This window comes from Catenulispora subtropica (assembly GCF_039531675.1).
In the GTDB taxonomy this organism is placed as follows: Bacteria; Actinomycetota; Actinomycetes; order Streptomycetales; family Catenulisporaceae; genus Catenulispora; species Catenulispora subtropica.
The window spans coordinates 1-19,532 of the sequence record NZ_BAAAQM010000043.1 but is presented as its reverse complement, the minus strand read 5'-3'; the positions used below and the strand labels follow the sequence as shown (position 1 = coordinate 19,532).

Below are 19,532 nucleotides of genomic sequence, written 5' to 3'. Positions count from 1 at the left end.
TCGGAGGGCGCAGCGCGACTGAGTGGACGTCACCTGGGTGAATGATCCGATTCGGCGGAACTTCCCGATCCGTCGTGCTGCCCCACCTAAGCTCGCAGCATGGACCGAGTAGACCTCGAAGCCCTCGTCGTGCGCCTTGTCGATCACGTGCAGTTCAAGGGCTACGCCGTCGAACACGAGGTGGAGGACCCTGCTCTGCTCCGGCAGCTCATCCGGGAGGAGGCTCACACGCGGAGTCTGCGTGTGCGGACCGGTATCGCGAAGGGTGACCGGCAGACCGTGTGGGCTTGCCGGCCGGACGACGTCATCAAGTTCCTGCGGCCGACGACGAAGGAGGACGAAGCGCGGGCGGTCGAGGCCATGGAGCATGCGATACGGCAGGGGAAGGGGCAGGAACCGCCGATGACCCCGGTTTAATCAGCCGTGTCTCATCAGGACGATGGGATGCCCCGCCGGCATCACAGCCTCCGCCACCTCCGTCCAACCCCACCGTCCATACGCGTGGCGCGCTGGAGCCTCGGGGTGCGTAAGGAGCAGTCGCGGGCTCGGGGCGTCGGCGAGGAGGGCGTCGTGCAGTCGCTTGCCCACTCCCAGACCCTGGTAGGACGGCGCGACGGCGAGCTCGATCACTTCGAAGGCCTCGGCAGCCGAGCCGGCTTCGTCTGACCACATGGTCGTCAGGCGGTCGTCGGTGTAACCGTAGGTGAAGCCGATCATGTGGGGGCCGTCGAAGGCGGCGGTCGCGATGAAGTCGGGGCGGGTGGTCACGTCCCACATGCGGTCGACGATGTTGATGGCGTCGGAGGGTTTCTCGTTCCAGGGTGGGATGGCGAAGGCTTGGGCGGCGACGGCTAGGACCGCTTCGCGCAGTGGGGCGAGGGTCGACGGGGTCAAGGTTCTGATGACGATGTCGACGGTCACTGAGCGGCCTTTCGTCCGGAGTCCTCGTTGCCGGTTGCGAATATGGCACGTGGCGCGGGCGGCTCCGCTGTCGACGCGAGCGGCGATATCGGGGTCCGGGGGTGTGGGCCTCGGGGTGAAGCGGGGGCCCGCCGGGGCAGTCGGCTGGCCTTCTGACGACCGTCAGCATCTTCTGGTTCACCGGCGCCGGCGCCTCCGCCGCCCACACGCTCTACGAGCAGTTCCACTCGTCCGACTGGGGCGCGCCGGCCGCGGTGCCGCAGGGGTTCGCCGTGTTCGGGGCCGACGCGACGGTCCGGAAGCTGGTGCCGACCGCGCCGGACGCGCATTGGAGCGAGTTCGAGCGGGGGCAGCACTTCCCGGCGATGGAGTGTCCTGATGTGCTGGTGGGGGATCTGCGGAAGTTCTTCGGGCCTCTGGCCCTGACCTATTCGGCCGCGGTCGCCTGCCCGGGCACCGCGGCCTGCCCCGCCGCCCCCGGGAAGCTGATCGAGTTCACGATCATCGCCATCATCTGGCTGAACTCGACCCACGCCTCCATGTTCGCGCTCTGCATCGTCAGGATCGCGAGCCAGGGGCCGGTCGGGAACGGGACGTAGACCTGGATCTGGCCCTGGACGAGTTCCGCCGCTTCGCCGGTGGCGGAGAGTTCGGGGTCGACGGTGTACTTCGTGACGGTGATGCGGGAGACCGCCGGGCCGCACGGGAGGTTGAGCCATCGGGAGTCGTTGAACTCGTCCCGGACCAGAGCCTCGCGGAGTCCCAGCGCCGCGATCTCCGGGTCCATGTGGTCGGACTCGGTGGCGGCGACGGTGAGGGTGCAGCTGGCCACGCCGCCCTGCTCGTTGTCGAAGACGCCCATGCCGGCCCAGCCGATGCCCGCGCCGGCGTTCATCTCGCCCATGGCGGCGATGGCGGGGGCGGCGTTGCGCCAGAGTTCCTCGTCGCCGTTCTTGTACAGCTCGCGGGCGAAGGCGTAGGCCGCGGCGTCGCGTTCGGCGGGGTCCTCCTGGAGGGGATAGGCCAGGAAGTTCACCGGGACCTCGAAGTGCATGGGCGGGATGTCGACCGCCGCGTTGCGCTGGAAGACCTGGGCTATGCCGGTCTCGTCGAGGTCGCCGACGGTGGTCGGTGCCTGGTTCGTGTCGATGCTCATGGGATTCCCCGCTGTCGGATGTGTCTGGGCCCGAAGGTTCGCGTTCAGCCGATGACCGGCTTGCCCTCGGCGTCCACCGTGAGCGGTCCGGCCTTCAGGAAGTGCTCCGCGTCGCGGTGCACGATGATCTCGATGGACAGTGTCCCGGGCGCCGCGCCGGGGACGGGGGTCGCCACCGGCTCGATCGTGCCGGGCATGCGCTCGGTGTACTTGACCGCCCACGCCTGCTGCGCCGGGGTCAGCTCCACCGGCTGGGTGTTGCCGCTCAGCACCCACACCGTTTTGTCCGCACAGCCCTTGCTGCCGAGGTCGAGGCGGATCCACGAGCCGTCGGTGAAGCCGATGGTGACGTCGGAGCCGGTGGTGGAGAACGCGTGCCGTCGGGCGCCCGCGACCTGGTTCAGCGGGGCCTGCCACAGCACTTCGGCGGGCTGGCCCACCGCGGCGCCGCCCAGGAACAGCAGCCGGCGGTCGGTCAGCTGAAGGCTGGTGCGGTAGTTCTGCGGCCGGCGGTCCGGGTCCAGCAGCCACGGCACGGTGCCGGCCGCGGTGCCGAACGGGGCGAACAACACCGGGAAGTCCTCGACCTCGAGGGCGGGGTCGTCCGGGGTGCTGCCGTCCGGGCCCTTGATGTTGATCATGGAGCCGGCCCCGGCGCCGCCCAGCAACTCCATCGTGCCGCCGACGACGGCCGCCGTCGCCTTGCCGAGGAAGCCGAGCGACTTGCCGGCCTTGACCGCCTTCTCGCCCTTCTTCTCGTGGACCGGTGCCGGCGGCCAGCCGGGCAGCGAGTCCCCGATGTCGTGACCCTGGTCGTCGCGGAACCACCGCTTGCCCGCGACCTTGGGCGCACGGCCGGACGCGAAGGAGGCGCCGCCGCGGAACAGCGGCGTCTCGCCGGATTCGGGATACCAGTCCATCGGGGACTCCAAGCGTTCTGTGCTGAGGTGCGAGCCGGCCTACGTCAACAACGTGTGGAACGTGTGGCCGATGCTGATCTTCTCCATGTCGTCATGGATGCCCTTGGGCAGGAAGTAGATCTTCGGAGCGATCTTGATGCCGGCGTCGATGGTGCGGCCCAGGGCGCCCATCGGGTCGATGGCGACCTTCGGGATCCAGTTCAGGGCCTTGGTGCCGACCAGCTGGCCGGGCCGGTAGGAGGCCTCGATGACGCTCTGCGCGCGGCTGATGAAGCTGCCGTCGTGGGTGACGACGTTGGCCGTCCGCTCGCCCCAGACCGCGACCTGCTTGCCGAAGCCGATCGGGATCTTCAGCGCCGCCTTGCCCTCCTTGGCCAGGCCGACGATGTCGTGCCCGGCCTCGACGCCGGCCTCGAAGGTCTTGCCCAGCTTGGAGGTCAGCGCGCCGGCCCGGGCCACCGCGGTGGCCTCGTCGGCGACCTTCACCGCCTTGCCGAACATGCCGATGCCCGGCAGCACGCCCAGGGCGTCCACGCCGATGCTCAGCCAGCTCACGTCCGCGCCGGCGGCCTTGGCCACCAGGTGCGTCAGCAGCGCGGCGGCGCTGGTGGCGATGGCCGCCACCGCGAAGATCGCGCCCAGCGGCTCGAACGGCGCGCAGATGATGGCCAGGATGCCCAGGACCCCGGAGATGTCGCTGAGGATGTCGCCGATGAACTTGATGACGTCGGCGTGGTCCTCGACCCACTTCCAGGCGTCCTTGAAGGCGTTGCCGATGCCGTCGACGATCGAGTCGAACAGACCGGGCTTGCCGGGCGCCATCTGGCCGGCGTGGTGCAGCTGGTCGGCGATGGTCTTGGCGGCGTCGATGAACCGGTCGTGCAGGTCGTGCGCGCGCCGCATGACGTCGCTCATGGCGTCCTGCGCGTCGTGCAGGGCCTTCTGGTTCTTGGCGTCCTGCGCGGCCTGGTCGCTGCCGGACGGGGCCGGCGTCGGGTGCGGCTGGCCGCCGGGGCCGTAGGCGGTGGTCTTGGCCGCGTCCACCGCACCCTTCTTGGTCTCGGCCTCCTGCTCCAGGCGGTCGGCCTCGGCCTGGAAGCCGTCGAGCTGGTCGGCCCACCGGTAGAGCAGGCTGCTGGCCTGCTGGAACGACTCGTGGCACTTCTGGACGGCCGGCTTGAGGTCGTCGTTCAGGTGGCTCATGAACTGGTCGGCGGACTTGCCTTGCCAGGAGCCGCGGTCGGCGCCGTCGATGTTCGACAGGATGGTGCCGAGCTCGGTGCTCATGTTGCCGAGCGCGCGGCCCAGGTCGCGGGTCGCGAAGACGTTGCCGGGCGTCGGGTCGAAGCCGAGCGCGGGCAGGTTGCGCGTCGTGGTCATGGCGGGTCCCCCTACGCCAGCTGGGTCTTGAGCTTGTTGTCCGCGTCGTCGAACGCCTTGCCGATCTGGTCCAGCATCGACACACAGTCGTCGGCGTGCTTGCCGATCTGGCCGATGCCGTAGTGCCACTCGTCGGCGAAGTCGTGCACGCGGCGCACCAGGGGGTCGGCGCCCACTCCGGTCGCGTCGGCGCTGCGGAGCTGGCGGCACGCGCCGTCCAGATCGGTGCTGATCTTGGTCAGCGTGGAACGGAGTTCGTTCAGCACTTGTGCGCTGATGTGCAGGTCACTCACTGTCTCAGGGCCCTCCCCGTGAATGCGCCGAGCCGCGCACCCCTGACACGATACCTAGGTGGCGGGCGTGAGCCACGCCGGAGCAGACGCGCGGCAGTCTACCCACAATGAACAAGTCCGAGTAGGCGGACAGCTTTTCACGCGCCCGCCGGGACCGGTCCCCGTGGTTTTCGGCGGGCGGCGCGACCTGGGGCGACGACGCTTCGTCAGTGCGGCGTCACCTGATGGCACCAGCCAGGGTGCTGACAGCGCGGTCACGACCCCCGACAGTGCGTGTTCGCCTGCATGACTCAACTTTCGTCCCGCAGAACGGCCTCACGCCAGGGTCACTCCAGGCGGTGTCGCGGTCGCCGCCGACGACACGACCGGCACCGTGATCGCCGTCGACACGATGCGGCGCGCGTTCCGTGCTTTGAGCTCCGCGCCGGACGCCGGACGGACATGCCGAGCGCATCGTCAAAACCCTGATGCACGGCCTGAGCGCCGATCACGTTCGGTAGCCACACGGATCGTCATAGATAAGCAAAGTTTCTCCAGGCCCCTTGTCAGCCAGTTAACCCTTCACTAATTTCAACCGCGCTGCCACCGCGGGGCGGCACCGTGAACCACCCCACCGGATCCGCCGGCCCGGGCGCCCACCACGCCCTGGGACGGTCCCCCGTGCGCACGGGCCCCCACCCCTCGATCAGGAGGCAGTACCTTGCGTTCCATCCTGCGCCCGACCGGCCGTCGCGCCGTGATATCCCTGGCCGGAGCCGTCGCGCTCGGCGTGTCCGCGGCCGCCGTGGCCACCAGCGCCAACGCGGCCGGCTCGAGCAGCGGCGGCGCGAAGGCCCCGTGGACCCGGGCCTGCGACGCGCCGGCGCCGGGCATGGCCGCCTGCCACGCGCTGAAGGTCACCAACGTGTCGCAGAAGGTGAAGGCGCTGGGCGTCACGCCGAACGCGACGCCGTCCGGCCTCGGCCCGGCGGACCTGCTGTCCGCGTACAACCTGCCGGCCGACGGCGGCGCCGGGCAGACCATCGCGATCGTGGACGCGTACAACGACCCGAACGCCGAAGCCGACATGAACACCTACCGGGCCCAGTACGGCCTGCCGGCGTGCACCTCGGCCTCCGGCTGCTTCAAGCAGGTGAACCAGAAGGGCGGCAGCAAGCTGCCGCGCAACAACAGCGGCTGGGCCGGCGAGATCTCACTGGACCTGGACATGGTCTCGGCGATCGCGCCGAAGGCCCACATCATCCTGGTCGAGGCGTCCACCGCGTCCATGACCAACCTGGGCACCGCGGTCAACACCGCGGTCAGCATGGGCGCGAAGTTCGTCTCCAACAGCTACGGCGGCGGCGAGTCCTCCTCCGACACCAGCTACGACTCCACCTACTTCAACCACCCCGGCGTTGCCATCACCGTCTCCTCCGGCGACGGCGCCTACGGCGTGGAATACCCCGCCGCGTCCAAGAATGTCACCGCCGTCGGCGGCACCGCGCTCAAGCGCGACTCCAGCACCCGCGGCTGGAGCGAGTCGGTCTGGTACACCAAGGCCGGCGAAGGCGCGGGCTCGGGCTGCTCGGCGTATGACAGCAAGCCCAGCTGGCAGAAGGACACCGGCTGCTCGAACAGGACCGTCGCCGACGTCTCCGCGGTCGCCGACCCGGCCACCGGCGTCGCGGTCTACCAGACCTACGGCGGCACCGGCTGGGCCGTCTACGGCGGCACCTCGGCCTCCTCCCCGATCATCGCCTCGGTCTACGCCCTGGCCGGCACTCCGAGCGCGGCCGTCCCGGCGGCCGACGCCTACGCGCACACCTCCGCGCTGAACGACGTCACCACCGGCAGCAACGGCACCTGCTCGCCGTCCTACCTCTGCACCGGCGGCACCGGCTACGACGGCCCCACCGGCCTCGGCACACCGAACGGTCTGGCCGCGTTCACCGGCTGAGTCTTCCGCTTGCGCTGATCTGAGAACGCAGGAGCCGGACCCCCGAGGGGATCCGGCTCCTCGCTCTTGGGGCGCTACGGCAGTGAAGGGGCCAGCCGGTCGGTCTTCTGGTCCCACGCCCCCGGGCCGAACGCGAGGTTCGCCGCCGAAGTCAGAGCACTGTCGGAAACGGCCGCCGGTCCACCGAACACGGCCAGGCCCTTCAGACCGCCGGATGTGAGGATCGCCTTCTCGGCGCCGACCACACCGTCGGCGTCCGCGAGCAGCAGCGGGCCGCCCTGCTCACCGATCAGCGCGCCGCCGGAGAGGGCGTCGGGCCAGTTCCGTCCGGTGGCGATGCCGACCATGGTGTAGCGGCCGGGGGCGCCGCCGCCGAAGAGGTCGGAGTTCGCGACCTTGGCGGCGGTCTCGTAGCGGTCTGCGCCGGCCAGCGGAGTGACCGAGGGGGCCAGCGCCGGCAGGGCCTTGGCGACCGCCTTCACCGCCTGGCCGCCGACCGCGTAGACGTGAACCACGTGCGGGTTCACGTGCTCCAGGTACGTGACGGTCTCCGGGGGCATGGACGCGCCGTCCGTCAGCAGCACCACTCCACCCTGCCGGCCGAGGATCCGCAGACGGTTCTGGCCCGCCGCCACCCCCGCGGCGAGGGCGTCGGGGTAGTCGGCTCCGGTGGCGATCATGATCGTGTCGGCCGAATAGCCGTCGATCTCGTCGGCGATCGCGGCCGCCGTCGCGTAGCGGTTCGCGCCACCGAGGCGCCGCACCATGAAGCCCAGGGCCTTGACCTTCGCCTCGACCGCGGGGCTGATGGCGCTGGTGCCGCCGAGGATGTAGACGGTCGTGTGCGGCGGCAGGATGCGGGTCAGCTCCCTGGCGACGTCCGGATCCAGCAAGCCGGTCGGCGTCAGCAGCAGCGGCCCCGCCTTCTGCAGCGCGAGCGCGGTGCCGCCAAGGGCGTCCGCGAAGGTGTCGCTGCGGGCCAGGACCGCGGAGTTCGCCTGGCGGCCGCCGGTGCCGTAGGCGTCGTAGGTCCAGCGGGAGGCGTCGACGGAGGTGGCGACGCGGTCGCCGCCCCCGACCCGGTCGGCGACCGGACGCGCCCCGAACAGCGGTGCGCCGGGCTGGACGTCGATCGACGTCACCGCGCCGACGACCGTGGCGAGCACGTGCGGGGCGGCGCCTTGCTCGTCCGCGACGACCGTGATCGCCGACAGCGAGACCTGCGCGGTGTCACCGGGCGCGGTACCTGTGTACCGGTCGGCGAAGACCACGTCGCCGCTCGGCCGATAGCCCACGGCACCGATGTCGTGGCCCTCGGCGACTGTGGCGATCGGCAGGGTCGTCAGATCGCTGCCCAGGTAGTTGGTCGTGACGCCCTGGACGAAGTGGTTCGGGTTCCCGGGCACCTGGTCCTGTGCCAGCGAGGCGACCCGCGCACCGTCCGGGCTGACCACCGGATTCCAGAAACTCCCGGCCGGCACCGGTACGCGGTCCCCGGGCCGGAGCAGCGCCAGGTCGCCGGGCTGAGTGTTCGTCCCGGGCTTGGCGCCGCAGACGCGCTCGACGAACAGGAAGCCCTGATGCGTCGCCTGCGGCCGGTAGTCGGCGCATCCCGGGTCGGAGAACGCGGGGACGCCGGGAGCTCCGCCGTCGGCCCGGTATCGATAGACGCTCAGCCCTGGGATGCCGTCGCCGAGCGTGCCGTGGCTGGCGTACACCGTAGTGCTGTCGGGCGACCAGGCCGGCTTCTCCGTGAGCCAGTGGTCGTCGAGCCGGTGGGCGTGCGTCCCGTCGGCGTCGGCGACCCAGAGCCCGGAGTTCGCCGCCGTCACCGGACCGGTCGCGCCGGCGACGAAGGCCACCCGCTTTCCGTCGGGGGAGTACGCGACCGAGTCGAACCCGGCCGTTCCGGAAGCGAAGCCGCCGCCGGAAGGTGTGATCCGCCGCGGGTCGGCCCCGTCGGCGTCGAACACGGTCCAGAAGGTCGCACCCTGCGTGGCGACGGCGATCACGCCGTTCTGATACGAGGGCGCAGCATGTGCGGGTGCGCTGACAGTGGCGGCCCCAGCGGCCGTACCGAGCATCAGCCCGGCGGCCGCGGCCAGGCGCCGACGACGAGATGACACGACGAGCCCCTCCCCGTTGTGGACGATCCGGTGAAGAGGTTAGCGAATCAGGGTTCGAACCTCGACTGCGGATCGGCCTCCTGCGCCCAGGCGATGCGCCGGGTCATCCGTCCGGCTACCGCAGAGCCCTGTTTCCCACGCCACCCCTTCACAGCACGGCGTTGTCGGCGCTCCCGGGGAAGTCGGTGCTCAGCGCGACGTCCTTGCCCGCGTCGAACTCGGCGCGCAGCTGATCGAGCTTGGCGCCGATGCGGCGCTGGGCGTCGCTGCCCAGGACCACCCAGTGCCGGGGTTCGGCGGACGTCGCCTCCCGGTAGACGGCTTCGGCCGCCCGGTCCGGATCGCCGGGGAACATCTCCGGGGTGAGCTGGTCCACGATGGCGCGGAAGGCGCCGGCGGTGGCCGCGTAGTCGTCGATCGGGGTGCCGGACGCCTTGGTGCGGTGCTCGATACCGGTCCGGAAGGAGCCGGGCTGGATCACCATCGCGTGCAGGCCCAGGGGTTCGATCTCCTGCCAGAGCGCCTCGGTGAAGCCTTCGAGGGCGAACTTGCTGGCCGAGTAGAAGCCGTTGGCCGGCAGGCTCGCGAGGCCGTCCATCGAGGAGACGTTGACGACGGTGCCGGTGCGGCGGCGGCGCATGCCGGGCAGCACCGCGCGTGTCAGTTCGACCGCGCCGAAGAAGTTGACCTCGAAGAGCCTGCGGTAGTCGGCCTCCTCCTGCTCCTCCAGCGCCCCGATGAAGTCGATCGCGGCGTTGTTCACCAGGATGTCGATGCCACCGAAGCGTTCCTCGGCGGCCCGGACGCCGGCGGCCCGGTCCTCGGCGCTGGTGACGTCGAGCCGGACGGCCAGCGCGGTCCCGGGGTACCGCGAGGCGAGCTCGGTGGTGGCCGCGGTCGAGCTGGCGACCGCCACGACCTGGTCGCCCCGCGCCAGCGCGTACTCGGCCAGCGCCTTGCCCAGTCCGCTGGAGGCGCCGGTGATCAGCCAGGTTCTGCGGTTCTCGGCCATCGTCCTCACTCCCCCGCCGCGAAGTCTGCGGACCGGCTGAAGTCGGCCCACTTGCGGGCCTCCTCCTGGCGGGCCTCACCGGTGTCCAGGGCCAGCTTCAGGGCGTCGCTGCCGAGCAGCAGGCGGCGCGGCGGGTCGTCGTGGGCCACCACGGCGATGATCGCCTGGGCGCCGCGGGCCGGGTCGCCGGGCTGGGTGCCGTCGTTCGCGGCGCGGTAGCGGTTCAGCGCGCCGACGGTCTCGTCGTAGTCGGCGCCGACCTCGTGCAGCACCATGGAGGAGCCCTGCCAGTCGGTGCGGAAGCCGCCGGGCTCGACGATGACGACCTTCACGCCGAACGGCGCGACCTCGTTGGCCAGCACCTCGGAGAAGCCCTCGACCGCGAACTTCGCGCTCTGGTACGCGCCCATGCCCGGCGTCCCGCCGACGCGGCCGCCCACGGACGAGAACTGCACGAACACGCCCGAACGCTGGCGGCGCAGCACGGGCAGGGCGGCGCGGGTGACGTTGTAGACGCCGAAGAAGTTCGCCTCGAACTGCTCGCGGAAGTCCTTCTCCGCCATCTCCTCGATGGGGCCGCTGTTGGCGTAGCCGGCGTTGTTCACCACCACGTCCAGGGTGCCGAAGGCGTCGACCGCGGCCTGGACCGCGGTGCGGGCGGCGGCCGGGTCGGTGACGTCCAGGGCCACGGTGCGGACCCGCTCGCCGTACTGCGCGGCGAGGTCCTGGAGCTGCTCGGGCCGCCGGGCTGTGGCCACCAGCCGGTCCCCGGCCGCCAGGACCGCCTCCGCCAGGCTCCTCCCGAAGCCCCGGGACGCACCGGTGATCAGCCATGTGCGAGACATGTCAATTCCTTTCACTATCTGCACGAGATCTTCCAGCTCCCACTGTCTCCCGGCGCGGAACCTCCCACATCGGTCATATGACGCCGAGAAAATGCCCCGTCGAAATGCGGTTCGTAGGATGGGCGCAGCTCCTCCAGGAGAAGGACACGTGCCGGGGGATCCATGGCTCAGGACGCAAGACATCGGCTGCTAGGGCGGCAGAGGGAGCAGGACCACCTGGACGACCTGCTGCGCGCGGTGCGCGACGGGCGCGGCCGGGCCCTGGTGCTGCGCGGCGACGCCGGCATCGGAAAGACGGCACTGTTGGGTCATATGGCTGCCCAAGCCGGGGAGATGCAGGTCATCCGAGCCGGCGGCGTCGAGGCCGAGTCCGATCTCGCCTATTCGGCCCTGCAGCGCCTCTGCGACCCGCTGCTGCCGCACCTCGATGAGCTGGCCTCGGCCGAACGGGAGGCGTTGAGCGTCGCGTTCGGGCTGAGCGGCGGGAAGGCACCAGAAGAACGGCTGTTGGAGACTGCGCTGCTCGGGCTGTTGACGGCGGCCGCGGCGGATGCCCCGCTGGTGTGCCTGGTCGACGACGCGCAGTGGCTGGACCAGCCGTCGCGGGAGCTGCTGGCGGCGGTCGGGAGACGGCTGGACGCGGCGCCGGTGGCGCTGGTGCTCGCCGCGGAGCGGTGCGACGAGGGCTGGTCCGGGCTCCCGGAACTGCTGGTGAGCGGGCTCGCGGACGGGGATGCCCGGGCCCTGCTCGACGCGACGCCGGCGGCTCCGCTCGCTCCGCGGGTGCGGGACCGGATGGTCGCGGAGGCGGAAGGGAACCCGTTCGCGCTGCTGGACCTGGCGCGCGAGGTGTCGCCTGCGGAGCTGGCCTTCGGGTTCGCAGGCGTGGCGGGTGGCGGGGCCGGTGGACGGCCCGTGACGCGGGTCGAGGCGGAGCTGGCGAGGCAGCTGGCCGAACTGCCGGCCGACGCCCGCACCCTGCTGGTGCTCAGGGCTGTCGAGCCGACCGGAGACACGGAGCTGCTGAAGCGGGCCGCGCACCAGCTGGGGATCTCACCGGACGCCACCGAGCTCCGGCACCCGCTGCTGCGCCGCGTCGTGTGGCGCGAGACGGATGCGGCCACACTTCGGGCCGTGCATCGCGCACTCGCCGACGCGACCGACGCGACCGATGCGACCGACGCGACCGACGCCGACGGGGCAGCTGACCGGCGCGCCTGGCACCTGGCGCAGGCCGCGGTGGGAGCGGACGAACGAGCCGCGGCGGCGCTGCAGCGTTCGGCGTACCGGGCCCTTGGAGCCGGGGGTCACTCGGCCGCGACGTCCGTGAGCCGCCCGATCGCGGCCGTGTTCCTTGAGCGCGCCGTCGCTCTCACCCCCGATCCGGCCGACCGGACCCGCCGTGCCCTCGCCGCCGGCCGGGCCCTGCTCGACGCGGGCGTCCCGGCGCGCGTGCCGGACCTGCTCGACGTCGCCGAGCTGGGACCGATGGATCTCGCGCAGCAGGCCGACGCCGCACGCCTGCGCGCTCAGGCGTCGTACATCCTCCATCCCGGAGCCGACGCGGTCGAGCCGCTGGTGGCCGCCACCAAGCAGCTGGCGGCGCTGGATCCGGCGGCGGCACGGGAGACCCACCTCGCGGCGCTCGGGGCGGGGATCTGGGCCGGTCGGCTGGATACCGGCGAGCTGCGGCGGATCGCGAAGGCGGCCGCCGACCTGCCGGCCGGGGACGAACTGGCGGGGATCCTGTTGCGGGCCTTCGCCGCGTGGGCCACCGACGGGTTCGACGACGCCGTGCCGCTGTTGCGGCAGGCCCTCCACGCGTTCTCCGACGACGACGTCCCCGGCCTGCTGTGGTTCGCCATCAACGCCGCCGTGGTGCTGGGCGACGTGGCGATGTGGTTGGACATCAGCGAGCGCGCGGCACGGTTCGCGGACGCGACCGGCCAGCTGTCGGTCCTCCCCACGGCGCTGACCAACCGGACGGTCGCGCTGGGGCACTCGGGACGGTTCTCCGAGGCCTGGCAAGTGCTGGTCGAGGCCGAGAAGGCGGACGAGCTCACCGGGCAGACCTCCCACATCGTCGCCGCGGTCGTGCTGGAGGCGTACCGCGGCCGCGAGAAGACAGCCCTGGAACTCATCGAGGTCCTGGAGCGCGACGGCCGTCAGCGCGGCCTGGGACGGCTGATCGGCGCGGCCGAGTACGCGCGGGCGGTGGTCTACAACGGCCTGGGCAACTACCCGCTCGCCATGGAGGCCGCGCTACGGGGCATCGCGTATCAGAACATGTCCGTGCACCACTGGACGCTCACCGAGCTGGTCGAAGCCGCAGCCCGCTCCGGGGCCCCGGCCGCGGCGGCGCAGGCCCGCGAGCAGCTGGCCGCGTGGAGCAGCGCCGGCACACCGTGGGCCCTCGGGGCCCACGCGCTCGCCGACGCCCTCGTCGGCGCGTCCGGCGACCAGGCGGACGCCGAACAGACCGAAGCCCGGTTCCGCACCGCGATCGAGCACTTCGCCGGCGGCGCGCTCGGTGCCTTCGAAGCCCGGACCCGTCTGCTGTTCGGCGAGTGGCTCCGCCGCCAGAACCGGCGCGCCCAGGCCCGGGCCGAGCTCCGGTCGGCGCACGAGGCCTTCACCGCCATGGGCATGGAGGCGTTCGCCGAACGCGCCGGCCGCGAACAGCGGGCCACGGGCGAGACCGTCCGCAAGCGCACCGTCGGCGCACCGGTTCTGACTCCGCAGGAGAACCAGATCGCGCGCCTGGCGGTGGCCGGCGACTCCAACGCGGAGATCGGCGCGCAGTTGTTCCTCAGCCCTCGTACCGTCGAGTGGCACCTGCGGAAGATCTTCACCAAGTTGGGGATCGCGTCCCGCCGCGAACTCGCCGACGCCCTCCCCGGGGACGACGCCGCCGAGGACGGTCCGGGCGCCTGACGCCAGGACCCGTCACGGAAGACGGCGTTCGGGCCCGCCCCCGTCCCGGAGCGGGCCCGAACTCACACGCGCCCGGTTCAGACCGGCTGAACCTCACCCCGGCGCGTCTTCCAGGCCAGGAGGCCGGCCTGGACGATGAAGAAGACGCCGCCGCCGGTGGCGTAGACGGACAGGACGTCCAGCGACGGCTTGTCGCCTGCCGCCTGCAGGATGTAGAAGGCTCCGACGATGAAGGACAGTCCGCCGGCGATCAGCATGGGCCACTGCTTGCCGAGCTCCGGGCCACGGCGGCGGAGGCCGACCGTGACCTGAGCCGCGCCGGAGATGATGGCCCACGCGCCGAAGGTGGCGAGGACGGCGCTGACGCTGTCTGCCGCCGCGGTGATCCCGAGGGCGACGGCGGCGAGCGTGCTCAGGACGCCGTTGAAGGCGGTGATGGCGCGCTCGCCGGCGGGGCCGGTGCGGTAGTCGACGGCGGAGGACACCGCGTCGAGGAGGGGGTAGGCGATCAGGAGGATGATCGCCGCGCCGCCGAGGGTGTCGTGGGCGTTGGCGAAGGCGATCGCCCACACCACGGCCAGGATGCCGCGGCTGAGGTAGAGCTTCACCAGGGGGGTGCGAACCGCCCGGTCTGCCGACATGGTCATGGTCCTCTCGCTTTCTTGATGGGGGTGCTCAGATCGGGGCGGTCAGTGCTGGGTCACGCAGCGGAAGCTGGCGGGGTCCGCCGGGTCGCCGTGGCCGGTGTAGCGGGAGACCATCGGGTAGTGGCAGACGTCGCGGGTGACGGTCTTGCCGGTGGTGGTGGGCAGGGTGGCGTGCAGGACGGCGGGCGCCTTGCCCTGCTCGACCCAGGCGGTCAGCGCGGCCATGTCGTCGGACCGGCCGTTGGTGAGGCCGCAGTGGTCGACGCCGGGGGCGAGGAAGACGCGGTAGAAGTCGTCGACCTTCTTGGAGCCGCCCATGCGGGCCTCGACGCGCTCGCGGTAGTCGACGGTGCCCGCGGTGGGGATCAGCTGGTCGGAGTCACCGTGCCAGGTGATCAGCTTGCCGCCGGCGTCGCGGAAGGCGGACAGGTCGGCGTCGCGGGTGCCGATGGTCTGGTCGAACTCGGCGCGGGCCTGCTGGAAGATCTGGTCGAACTGGGCGTAGGTGAGATCGGCGGTGTTGAAGGCGGGCTGCTTCTTCACGAAGGTGGAGACCCAGACCGAGGGGACGAAGAAGGGCGAGCCGACGGGGTTGCCGTCAGCGCCGGTGGTGCTGGCGGCCAGATAGTCGAAGGTGGCGCCGACCGGCAAGCCGTACCAGAGCCGCTTGCCGTGGGTGTCGCGGGGGCCGTCCCAGATCTTCCGGACGACTTCGGCGTCGGCGGCGGTGATCGTGATCTCCTTGCCGTCGCAGACCACCTTGGTGCCGATCAGGCGGCGGGGGTCGAAGTCGCAGCGGTCCGGGTTGCCGATCAGGCCGTCGGTGATGCCGTCCAGCTTGTCGCAGGCCTTGACGGCCGCGGTGTTGAAGGCGTCGAACTCGCAGGTGGTCGGGTAGGTCTTGGTCTCGTTCATGACCACCTGGGGCCAGAGCGTCGCGACCTCGAACTGGTTCCAGTTGATGCCCGGGGCGTCGGCGTTGATGCCGTCGAAGTCGGTGGGATACCGCTGGGCCTCCATGTACCCCTGGCGTCCGCCGGTGGAGCAGCCGTTCCAGTACGAGTAGTCGGCGGGCTTGCCGTAGACGTCGGCGATGACCTGCTTGGCCACCAGGGCCATCTCGTGGGCGGAGCGGGAGGAGAAGTTCTCCAGCAACGCCTTGTTCAGGGTGCCGTCCGCCTGCAGGGCCCAGCTGACGTCCAGGCCGTTGCTGACGCCGGCGTCAGTGGTCGCCACCGCGTAGCCCTGCTTGACCTGCGCGGCCACGGCGCCGAGGTCGCCTGCCTGGTAGGCGGCGCCGCCGACGGCCTGGAAGCGGCCGTTCCAGCCGGCGGACGGGAGCCACACCGAGACCTTGGCGTGGTCGTCGGCGCCGGGGTGGGTCAGGGTGACGGTCACTTCGCAGTGCGCGGGCACGTCCGGCACCGAGTAGCCGCCCAGCGGGGGCGGACCGGGAACCAGGTAGGAGCCGGCCGGGACGTCGACCGCCGTCACCGACTCCACCGCGGTGCCCTCGGGGGCCGGCACGGTGAAGGACGAACAGGTGAAGCCGGTGCCGGTGGCCTTCGAGGCCGCCGAACCGTTCAGGGCGTTGTAGGTGTCCGCTGAGGCGCTCACCGGGAGGTAGGCGGCGGCCGCGACCGGCACGGCGGCCACGACTGTCAGAAGCCGTCGTTTCATGATTCTCCTTTGGGAAGGGGGATGCGGATACAGATGGGGATGGGGATGCACGCCGGACGAGGCGGCGATTTCACTGTGGCCAACGCTCTTACGCGGTCACATCAGTCAGCTGACGCTCAGTAGAGGCCCGAACTGGAGTCCGCCGCGGAATTCGGTGACGAGGGCGGTGCTCCGGTGCCGTCGCCAACTCCGGCATCTGGCGGCCACACCGATCCGCCACGTGGCGTCCGACCGGTTGTAGACGTCGTAGGCGGTGGCCAGGCTCAGCTTCCTGCGAAAACCCGCACCGCACTTGCCGCACGTGTTCTGCGCTGTCGCGAACTCGTACGCCTGGCGCGTGATCCACAGGTCGACTTCGGTCGGGGTGGATTCGGCAGGCGGCTGCGGCTCCGACGAACGGGGCGAGCCGTAGTACATCGCGCAGTAGGCCTCAATGAGCATCCATTCCATGCCGCTACGTTCTCCCGGCGGCCCGGGGGCCCGAGCCCGTGGGAACCCCTGGCCCGGGCACACCAGGGGTGGGCCAGTGGTGGGGCCGACCCGGGCCGCACGTTGAGGTGAGAAGGCGCAGTTCGACGCGCTGTGCGAGACTTTCCCCCTGGTTCGGAACCGGTTCCGGGAGATCAAGATGCTGTTCGGGCGGCGCGCCGAGTGCGCGAGGCTGGATGCGTTGGTGAAGTCGATGCGCGAGGGGCGCAGCGACGTCCTCGTCATGCTCGGCGAGGCGGGCGTCGGGAAGACCGCTCTGCTCGACCACGCGCTGCAGTCCGCGTCGGACGTGCAGATCCTGCGGGTCTCCGGGGTGGAGTCCGAGATGGAGCTGCCCTACGCGGCGCTCAGCCAGCTCGGCCTGCCGCTGCTGGACGGCATCGACCGGCTGCCGGCCCCGCAGGCCGAGGCGCTGGCGACGACGTTCGGGCTGAAGGCCGGCGAGACCCCGGGGCCGTTCCTGGTCGGCCTCGGCATGCTCAACCTGCTCGCGGAGGCGGCGCGGGAGCGTCCGCTGCTGTGCGTGGTGGACGACGCGCACTGGCTCGACGACGCCTCGGCGCAGGTGGTGGCCTTCGTGGCGCGCCGGCTGCGGACCGAGTCGGTGCTGCTGCTGATCGCCAGCCGCCACGCGGTGCCCAGCATGCGCGGACTGACCGAGCTGACGGTCCAGGGCCTCGGGCCCGAGGCCGCGCAGCAGCTGCTGAACTCGGTCGTGCGCTGGCCGCTCGACGACGGCGTGCGCGCCGCGCTGCTGGCCGAGGCCCGGGGGAACCCGTTGGCGCTGCTGGAACTGCCGCTCGCCTCGCCGGACCGGCTGGCTGGCGGTTTCGGTCTGCTGGAGGCGACGGCCTTGTCCGGCCGGATCGAGGAGAGCTTCCGCCGCCGCGTCTCCGAACTGCCTGCCGACTCGCAGGAACTGTTGCTGCTCGCCGCCGCCGACTCGGCCGGCGACCCGGTGCTGATATGGCGGGCCGCCGCCGCACTCGGCTTGAGCCCCGAGGCCGGGAGCGCCGCCGAGGAAGCGGATCTGCTGACCATCGGCGTGCGGATCGCGTTCCGCCACCCGCTGGTGCGCTCCGCCGTCTACCGCTCGGCGGCGGCCGAGGACCGGCGCCGAGTACACCGGGCGCTGGCCGAGGCGACGTCCCAGGAGGCCGATCCGGACCGGCGGGCCTGGCATCTCGCGCACGCCGCCGAGAACCGGGACGAGAAGGTCGCCGCCGAACTGGAGTCCTCGGCCGGCCGGGCCCAGGCCCGCGGCGGACTGGCCGCGGCGGCGGCGTTCCTGGAGCGCGCGGCCTCGTTGACCGCCGACCCCGAGCTGCGCGCCGAACGCGAACTCGCCGCGGCCCGCAACAAGGTCCACGCCGGCGCCCCGGACGGGGCGCGGGTCCTGCTCGACAAGGTGGAGTCCGGTCCGGCCGACGATCTGCGAGCGGCACACGTCGGGCAACTGCGTGGCCATCTCGCGTTCGTCACCGGCGACGTCGCCATGGCGCCGGTGCTGTTGCTGGAGACGGCGCAGCGCTTCGAGCGGCTCGATCCGGTCCTGGCGCGCGAGACGTACCTGGACGCCATCACCTACGCGCTCCTGGCCGGCCGGTTCGCCGACCGCGCCACCGTGACCGAGGTGGCCGCCGCCGCGATGGCGGCGCCCGCGCCGGGCCGGGAGCCGCGGCCGCAGGACCTGCTGCTCGACGCGTTCGCCGTACTGTTCACCGAAGGCCACGCCAAGGGCACGCCGCTGGTGCGCCGGGCCCTGGACGCCTTCCGGCGCGACGAACTGCCGGCCGCCGAGGCGCCGCGCTGGCTGGCGATCGCCGGCCACGGCACGTACGAGATCTGGGACGACGAGGCGTGGGAGGCGGTCGCCGGCCTGAACCTGCGCCACACCCGGGACAGCGGCGCGCTGGTCATGCTGCCGGTCGCGCTCACCCAGCGGATCGCGGCCCACCTGCACGCCGGGCAGTTCAAGGCGGCCGCCGCGCTGCTGGAGGAGTCCGAGGCCGTCGCCGAGGCGACCGGGATCGCCCGGCCCGCCTACGACGCGGCGTCGGTGGCGGCCTGGCGCGGCGACCAGGCCCGGGCGGCGGAGCTGATCCGGGCCGTGGAGACCACGGCGGCCGAGCGCGGCGAGGGCGTCGGCTTCACGCTGGTCCATTACACGAACGCGGTGCTGCAGAACGGCCTCGGCCGCTTCGCGGAGGCCCGGAACGCCGCGGCCCTGGCCACCGCGAACGGCCACGAGACCGCGTTCGCGTCCTGGGCCCAGGCCGAACTGGTCGAAGCGGCGATCCGCAGCGGCGACCGCGCACAGGCGGAGCAGGCGGTCGAGCGGCTGGCACGGACCACGACCCCGAGCGGGACGGAGTGGGCCCTGGGGATCGAGGCGCGCTCGCGGGCCCTGATCAGCGACGGCACCGCCGCCGACGAGCTCTACCGCGAGGCGGTCGACCGGCTCGGGCGCAGCCGCGGCGCGGTCGCGCTGGCCCGGGCGCACCTGGTCTACGGCGAGTGGCTGCGCCGCGAGGACCGGGACCTGGAAGCGCGCGGACAGCTCAGCACGGCGCACGACCTGTTCCAGGAGATCGGCGCCGAGGCGTTCGCCGAGCGGACGAGGCTGGAGCTGGCCGCGTGCGGCGTGGCGGTCGCGCAGCCGGCGACCGAGCGGACCGTCGAGCTCACCGGACAGGAGCGGCAGATCGCGCGGCGGGCCCGGGACGGGCGCTCGAACGCGGAGATCGGGGCCGAGCTGTTCCTCAGCGCCCGCACCGTCGAATGGCATCTGCGGAAGGTGTTCGTGAAGCTGGGGATCAGCTCACGGCGCGAGCTGCGGACGGCGTTGCCGGCGTAGGTGATCGGGCGTCGTCTGATCCGGGCGGTGGCCGCGCTGCTGAGCGCACCTGCCTGGGCTGTTCGAGGTTCGGGTCGGTGGTTTGGTGATGGTGGCTTGGTGTCGTGCCTGGCTTGGTGTGGTGATGGTGGCGGCTTGGTCCGTGGGTTGAAAGTCAAAGGCTTATTACGACCTTCGGCCATGGTGTTGAAAGCTCGCTGGGAATCGCAGTTCGTTGCCGCTTATCCGGGAACGTCGGCGGCTGTCGGCAGCGTGTAGTGGTTGCGTAAAGTCAAAAACAGGCGCCTCCGGCGAGGGCCTCAGCTCTGGGGGATCACAACCCCCCGCGCGGGC

At 71.7% G+C, this 19,532-nt stretch carries 15 protein-coding genes; 4 read left to right on the top strand and 11 right to left on the bottom strand.

Translation table 11 applies throughout. From position 1 onward, the window contains the following. The first annotated feature begins 99 nt into the window (after nucleotides 1-99). Nucleotides 100-417 (top strand): hypothetical protein, encoded by a 318-nt coding sequence (locus tag ABD466_RS30410; protein WP_344660646.1) that lies wholly within the window; start codon nucleotides 100-102, stop codon nucleotides 415-417. Here ABD466_RS30410 and ABD466_RS30405 read toward each other — a convergent pair whose 3' ends face one another. The 5 genes from ABD466_RS30405 to ABD466_RS30385 form a co-directional block, all read right to left on the bottom strand. Continuing rightward, complete coding sequence (locus tag ABD466_RS30405; protein WP_344660645.1) at nucleotides 418-921, bottom strand: GNAT family N-acetyltransferase; 504 nt, start codon at nucleotides 919-921, stop codon at nucleotides 418-420. 427 nt (nucleotides 922-1,348) lie between these two features. Beyond that, nucleotides 1,349-2,077, bottom strand: coding sequence for a hypothetical protein (locus tag ABD466_RS30400; RefSeq protein ID WP_344660644.1), 729 nt, complete (start codon nucleotides 2,075-2,077; stop codon nucleotides 1,349-1,351). 44 nt (nucleotides 2,078-2,121) lie between these two features. Continuing rightward, nucleotides 2,122-2,997, bottom strand: coding sequence for a hypothetical protein (locus ABD466_RS30395; protein ID WP_344660643.1), 876 nt, complete (start codon nucleotides 2,995-2,997; stop codon nucleotides 2,122-2,124). A gap of 39 nt (nucleotides 2,998-3,036) precedes the next feature. Further along, complete coding sequence (locus tag ABD466_RS30390) at nucleotides 3,037-4,377, bottom strand: enoyl-CoA hydratase/isomerase family protein (RefSeq protein WP_344660642.1); 1,341 nt, start codon at nucleotides 4,375-4,377, stop codon at nucleotides 3,037-3,039. An 11-nt stretch (nucleotides 4,378-4,388) separates the two neighbouring features. Beyond that, complete coding sequence (locus ABD466_RS30385) at nucleotides 4,389-4,670, bottom strand: hypothetical protein (protein ID WP_344660641.1); 282 nt, start codon at nucleotides 4,668-4,670, stop codon at nucleotides 4,389-4,391. 700 nt (nucleotides 4,671-5,370) lie between these two features. On the opposite strand from ABD466_RS30385, the gene ABD466_RS30380 reads away from it, so the two are divergent. Further along, a complete protein-coding gene (locus ABD466_RS30380; RefSeq protein WP_425558786.1) occupies nucleotides 5,371-6,609 on the top strand; it encodes a S53 family peptidase in 1,239 nt (412 codons plus the stop codon). A gap of 74 nt (nucleotides 6,610-6,683) precedes the next feature. On the opposite strand, the gene ABD466_RS30375 is transcribed toward ABD466_RS30380, so the two are convergent. The 3 genes from ABD466_RS30375 to ABD466_RS30365 all read right to left on the bottom strand — a co-directional run bounded on the left by ABD466_RS30375 (nucleotide 6,684) and on the right by ABD466_RS30365 (nucleotide 10,592). Further along, nucleotides 6,684-8,735, bottom strand: coding sequence for an LpqB family beta-propeller domain-containing protein (locus tag ABD466_RS30375; protein WP_344660640.1), 2,052 nt, complete (start codon nucleotides 8,733-8,735; stop codon nucleotides 6,684-6,686). A gap of 148 nt (nucleotides 8,736-8,883) precedes the next feature. Beyond that, nucleotides 8,884-9,747 (bottom strand): SDR family NAD(P)-dependent oxidoreductase, encoded by an 864-nt coding sequence (locus tag ABD466_RS30370; protein ID WP_344660639.1) that lies wholly within the window; start codon nucleotides 9,745-9,747, stop codon nucleotides 8,884-8,886. A 5-nt stretch (nucleotides 9,748-9,752) separates the two neighbouring features. Next, nucleotides 9,753-10,592 (bottom strand): oxidoreductase, encoded by an 840-nt coding sequence (locus tag ABD466_RS30365; protein ID WP_344660638.1) that lies wholly within the window; start codon nucleotides 10,590-10,592, stop codon nucleotides 9,753-9,755. A gap of 162 nt (nucleotides 10,593-10,754) precedes the next feature. Here ABD466_RS30365 and ABD466_RS30360 point away from each other — a divergent pair, with 162 nt between their 5' ends. Beyond that, complete coding sequence (locus ABD466_RS30360) at nucleotides 10,755-13,526, top strand: AAA family ATPase (protein WP_344660637.1); 2,772 nt, start codon at nucleotides 10,755-10,757, stop codon at nucleotides 13,524-13,526. Nucleotides 13,527-13,603: 77 nt separating this feature from the next. Here the strand turns inward: ABD466_RS30360 and ABD466_RS30355 are convergent, their stop codons facing one another. The 3 genes from ABD466_RS30355 to ABD466_RS30345 form a co-directional block, all read right to left on the bottom strand. Beyond that, entirely contained in the window at nucleotides 13,604-14,167 is a 564-nt protein-coding gene (locus ABD466_RS30355; protein WP_425558791.1) for a DUF308 domain-containing protein, read from the bottom strand. A gap of 48 nt (nucleotides 14,168-14,215) precedes the next feature. Beyond that, nucleotides 14,216-15,853, bottom strand: a complete 1,638-nt coding sequence (locus ABD466_RS30350) for a DUF6351 family protein (protein WP_344660635.1) — start codon at nucleotides 15,851-15,853, stop codon at nucleotides 14,216-14,218. Nucleotides 15,854-15,958: 105 nt separating this feature from the next. Next, the gene (locus tag ABD466_RS30345) at nucleotides 15,959-16,303 is read right to left on the bottom strand and encodes a hypothetical protein (protein WP_344660634.1); all 345 of its coding nucleotides are present in this window, start codon (nucleotides 16,301-16,303) and stop codon (nucleotides 15,959-15,961) included. Nucleotides 16,304-16,481: 178 nt separating this feature from the next. Between ABD466_RS30345 and ABD466_RS30340 the strand changes: the two genes are divergently transcribed. Next, the gene (locus ABD466_RS30340) at nucleotides 16,482-19,199 is read left to right on the top strand and encodes an ATP-binding protein (RefSeq protein ID WP_344660633.1); all 2,718 of its coding nucleotides are present in this window, start codon (nucleotides 16,482-16,484) and stop codon (nucleotides 19,197-19,199) included. Nucleotides 19,200-19,532: the final 333 nt, after the last annotated feature.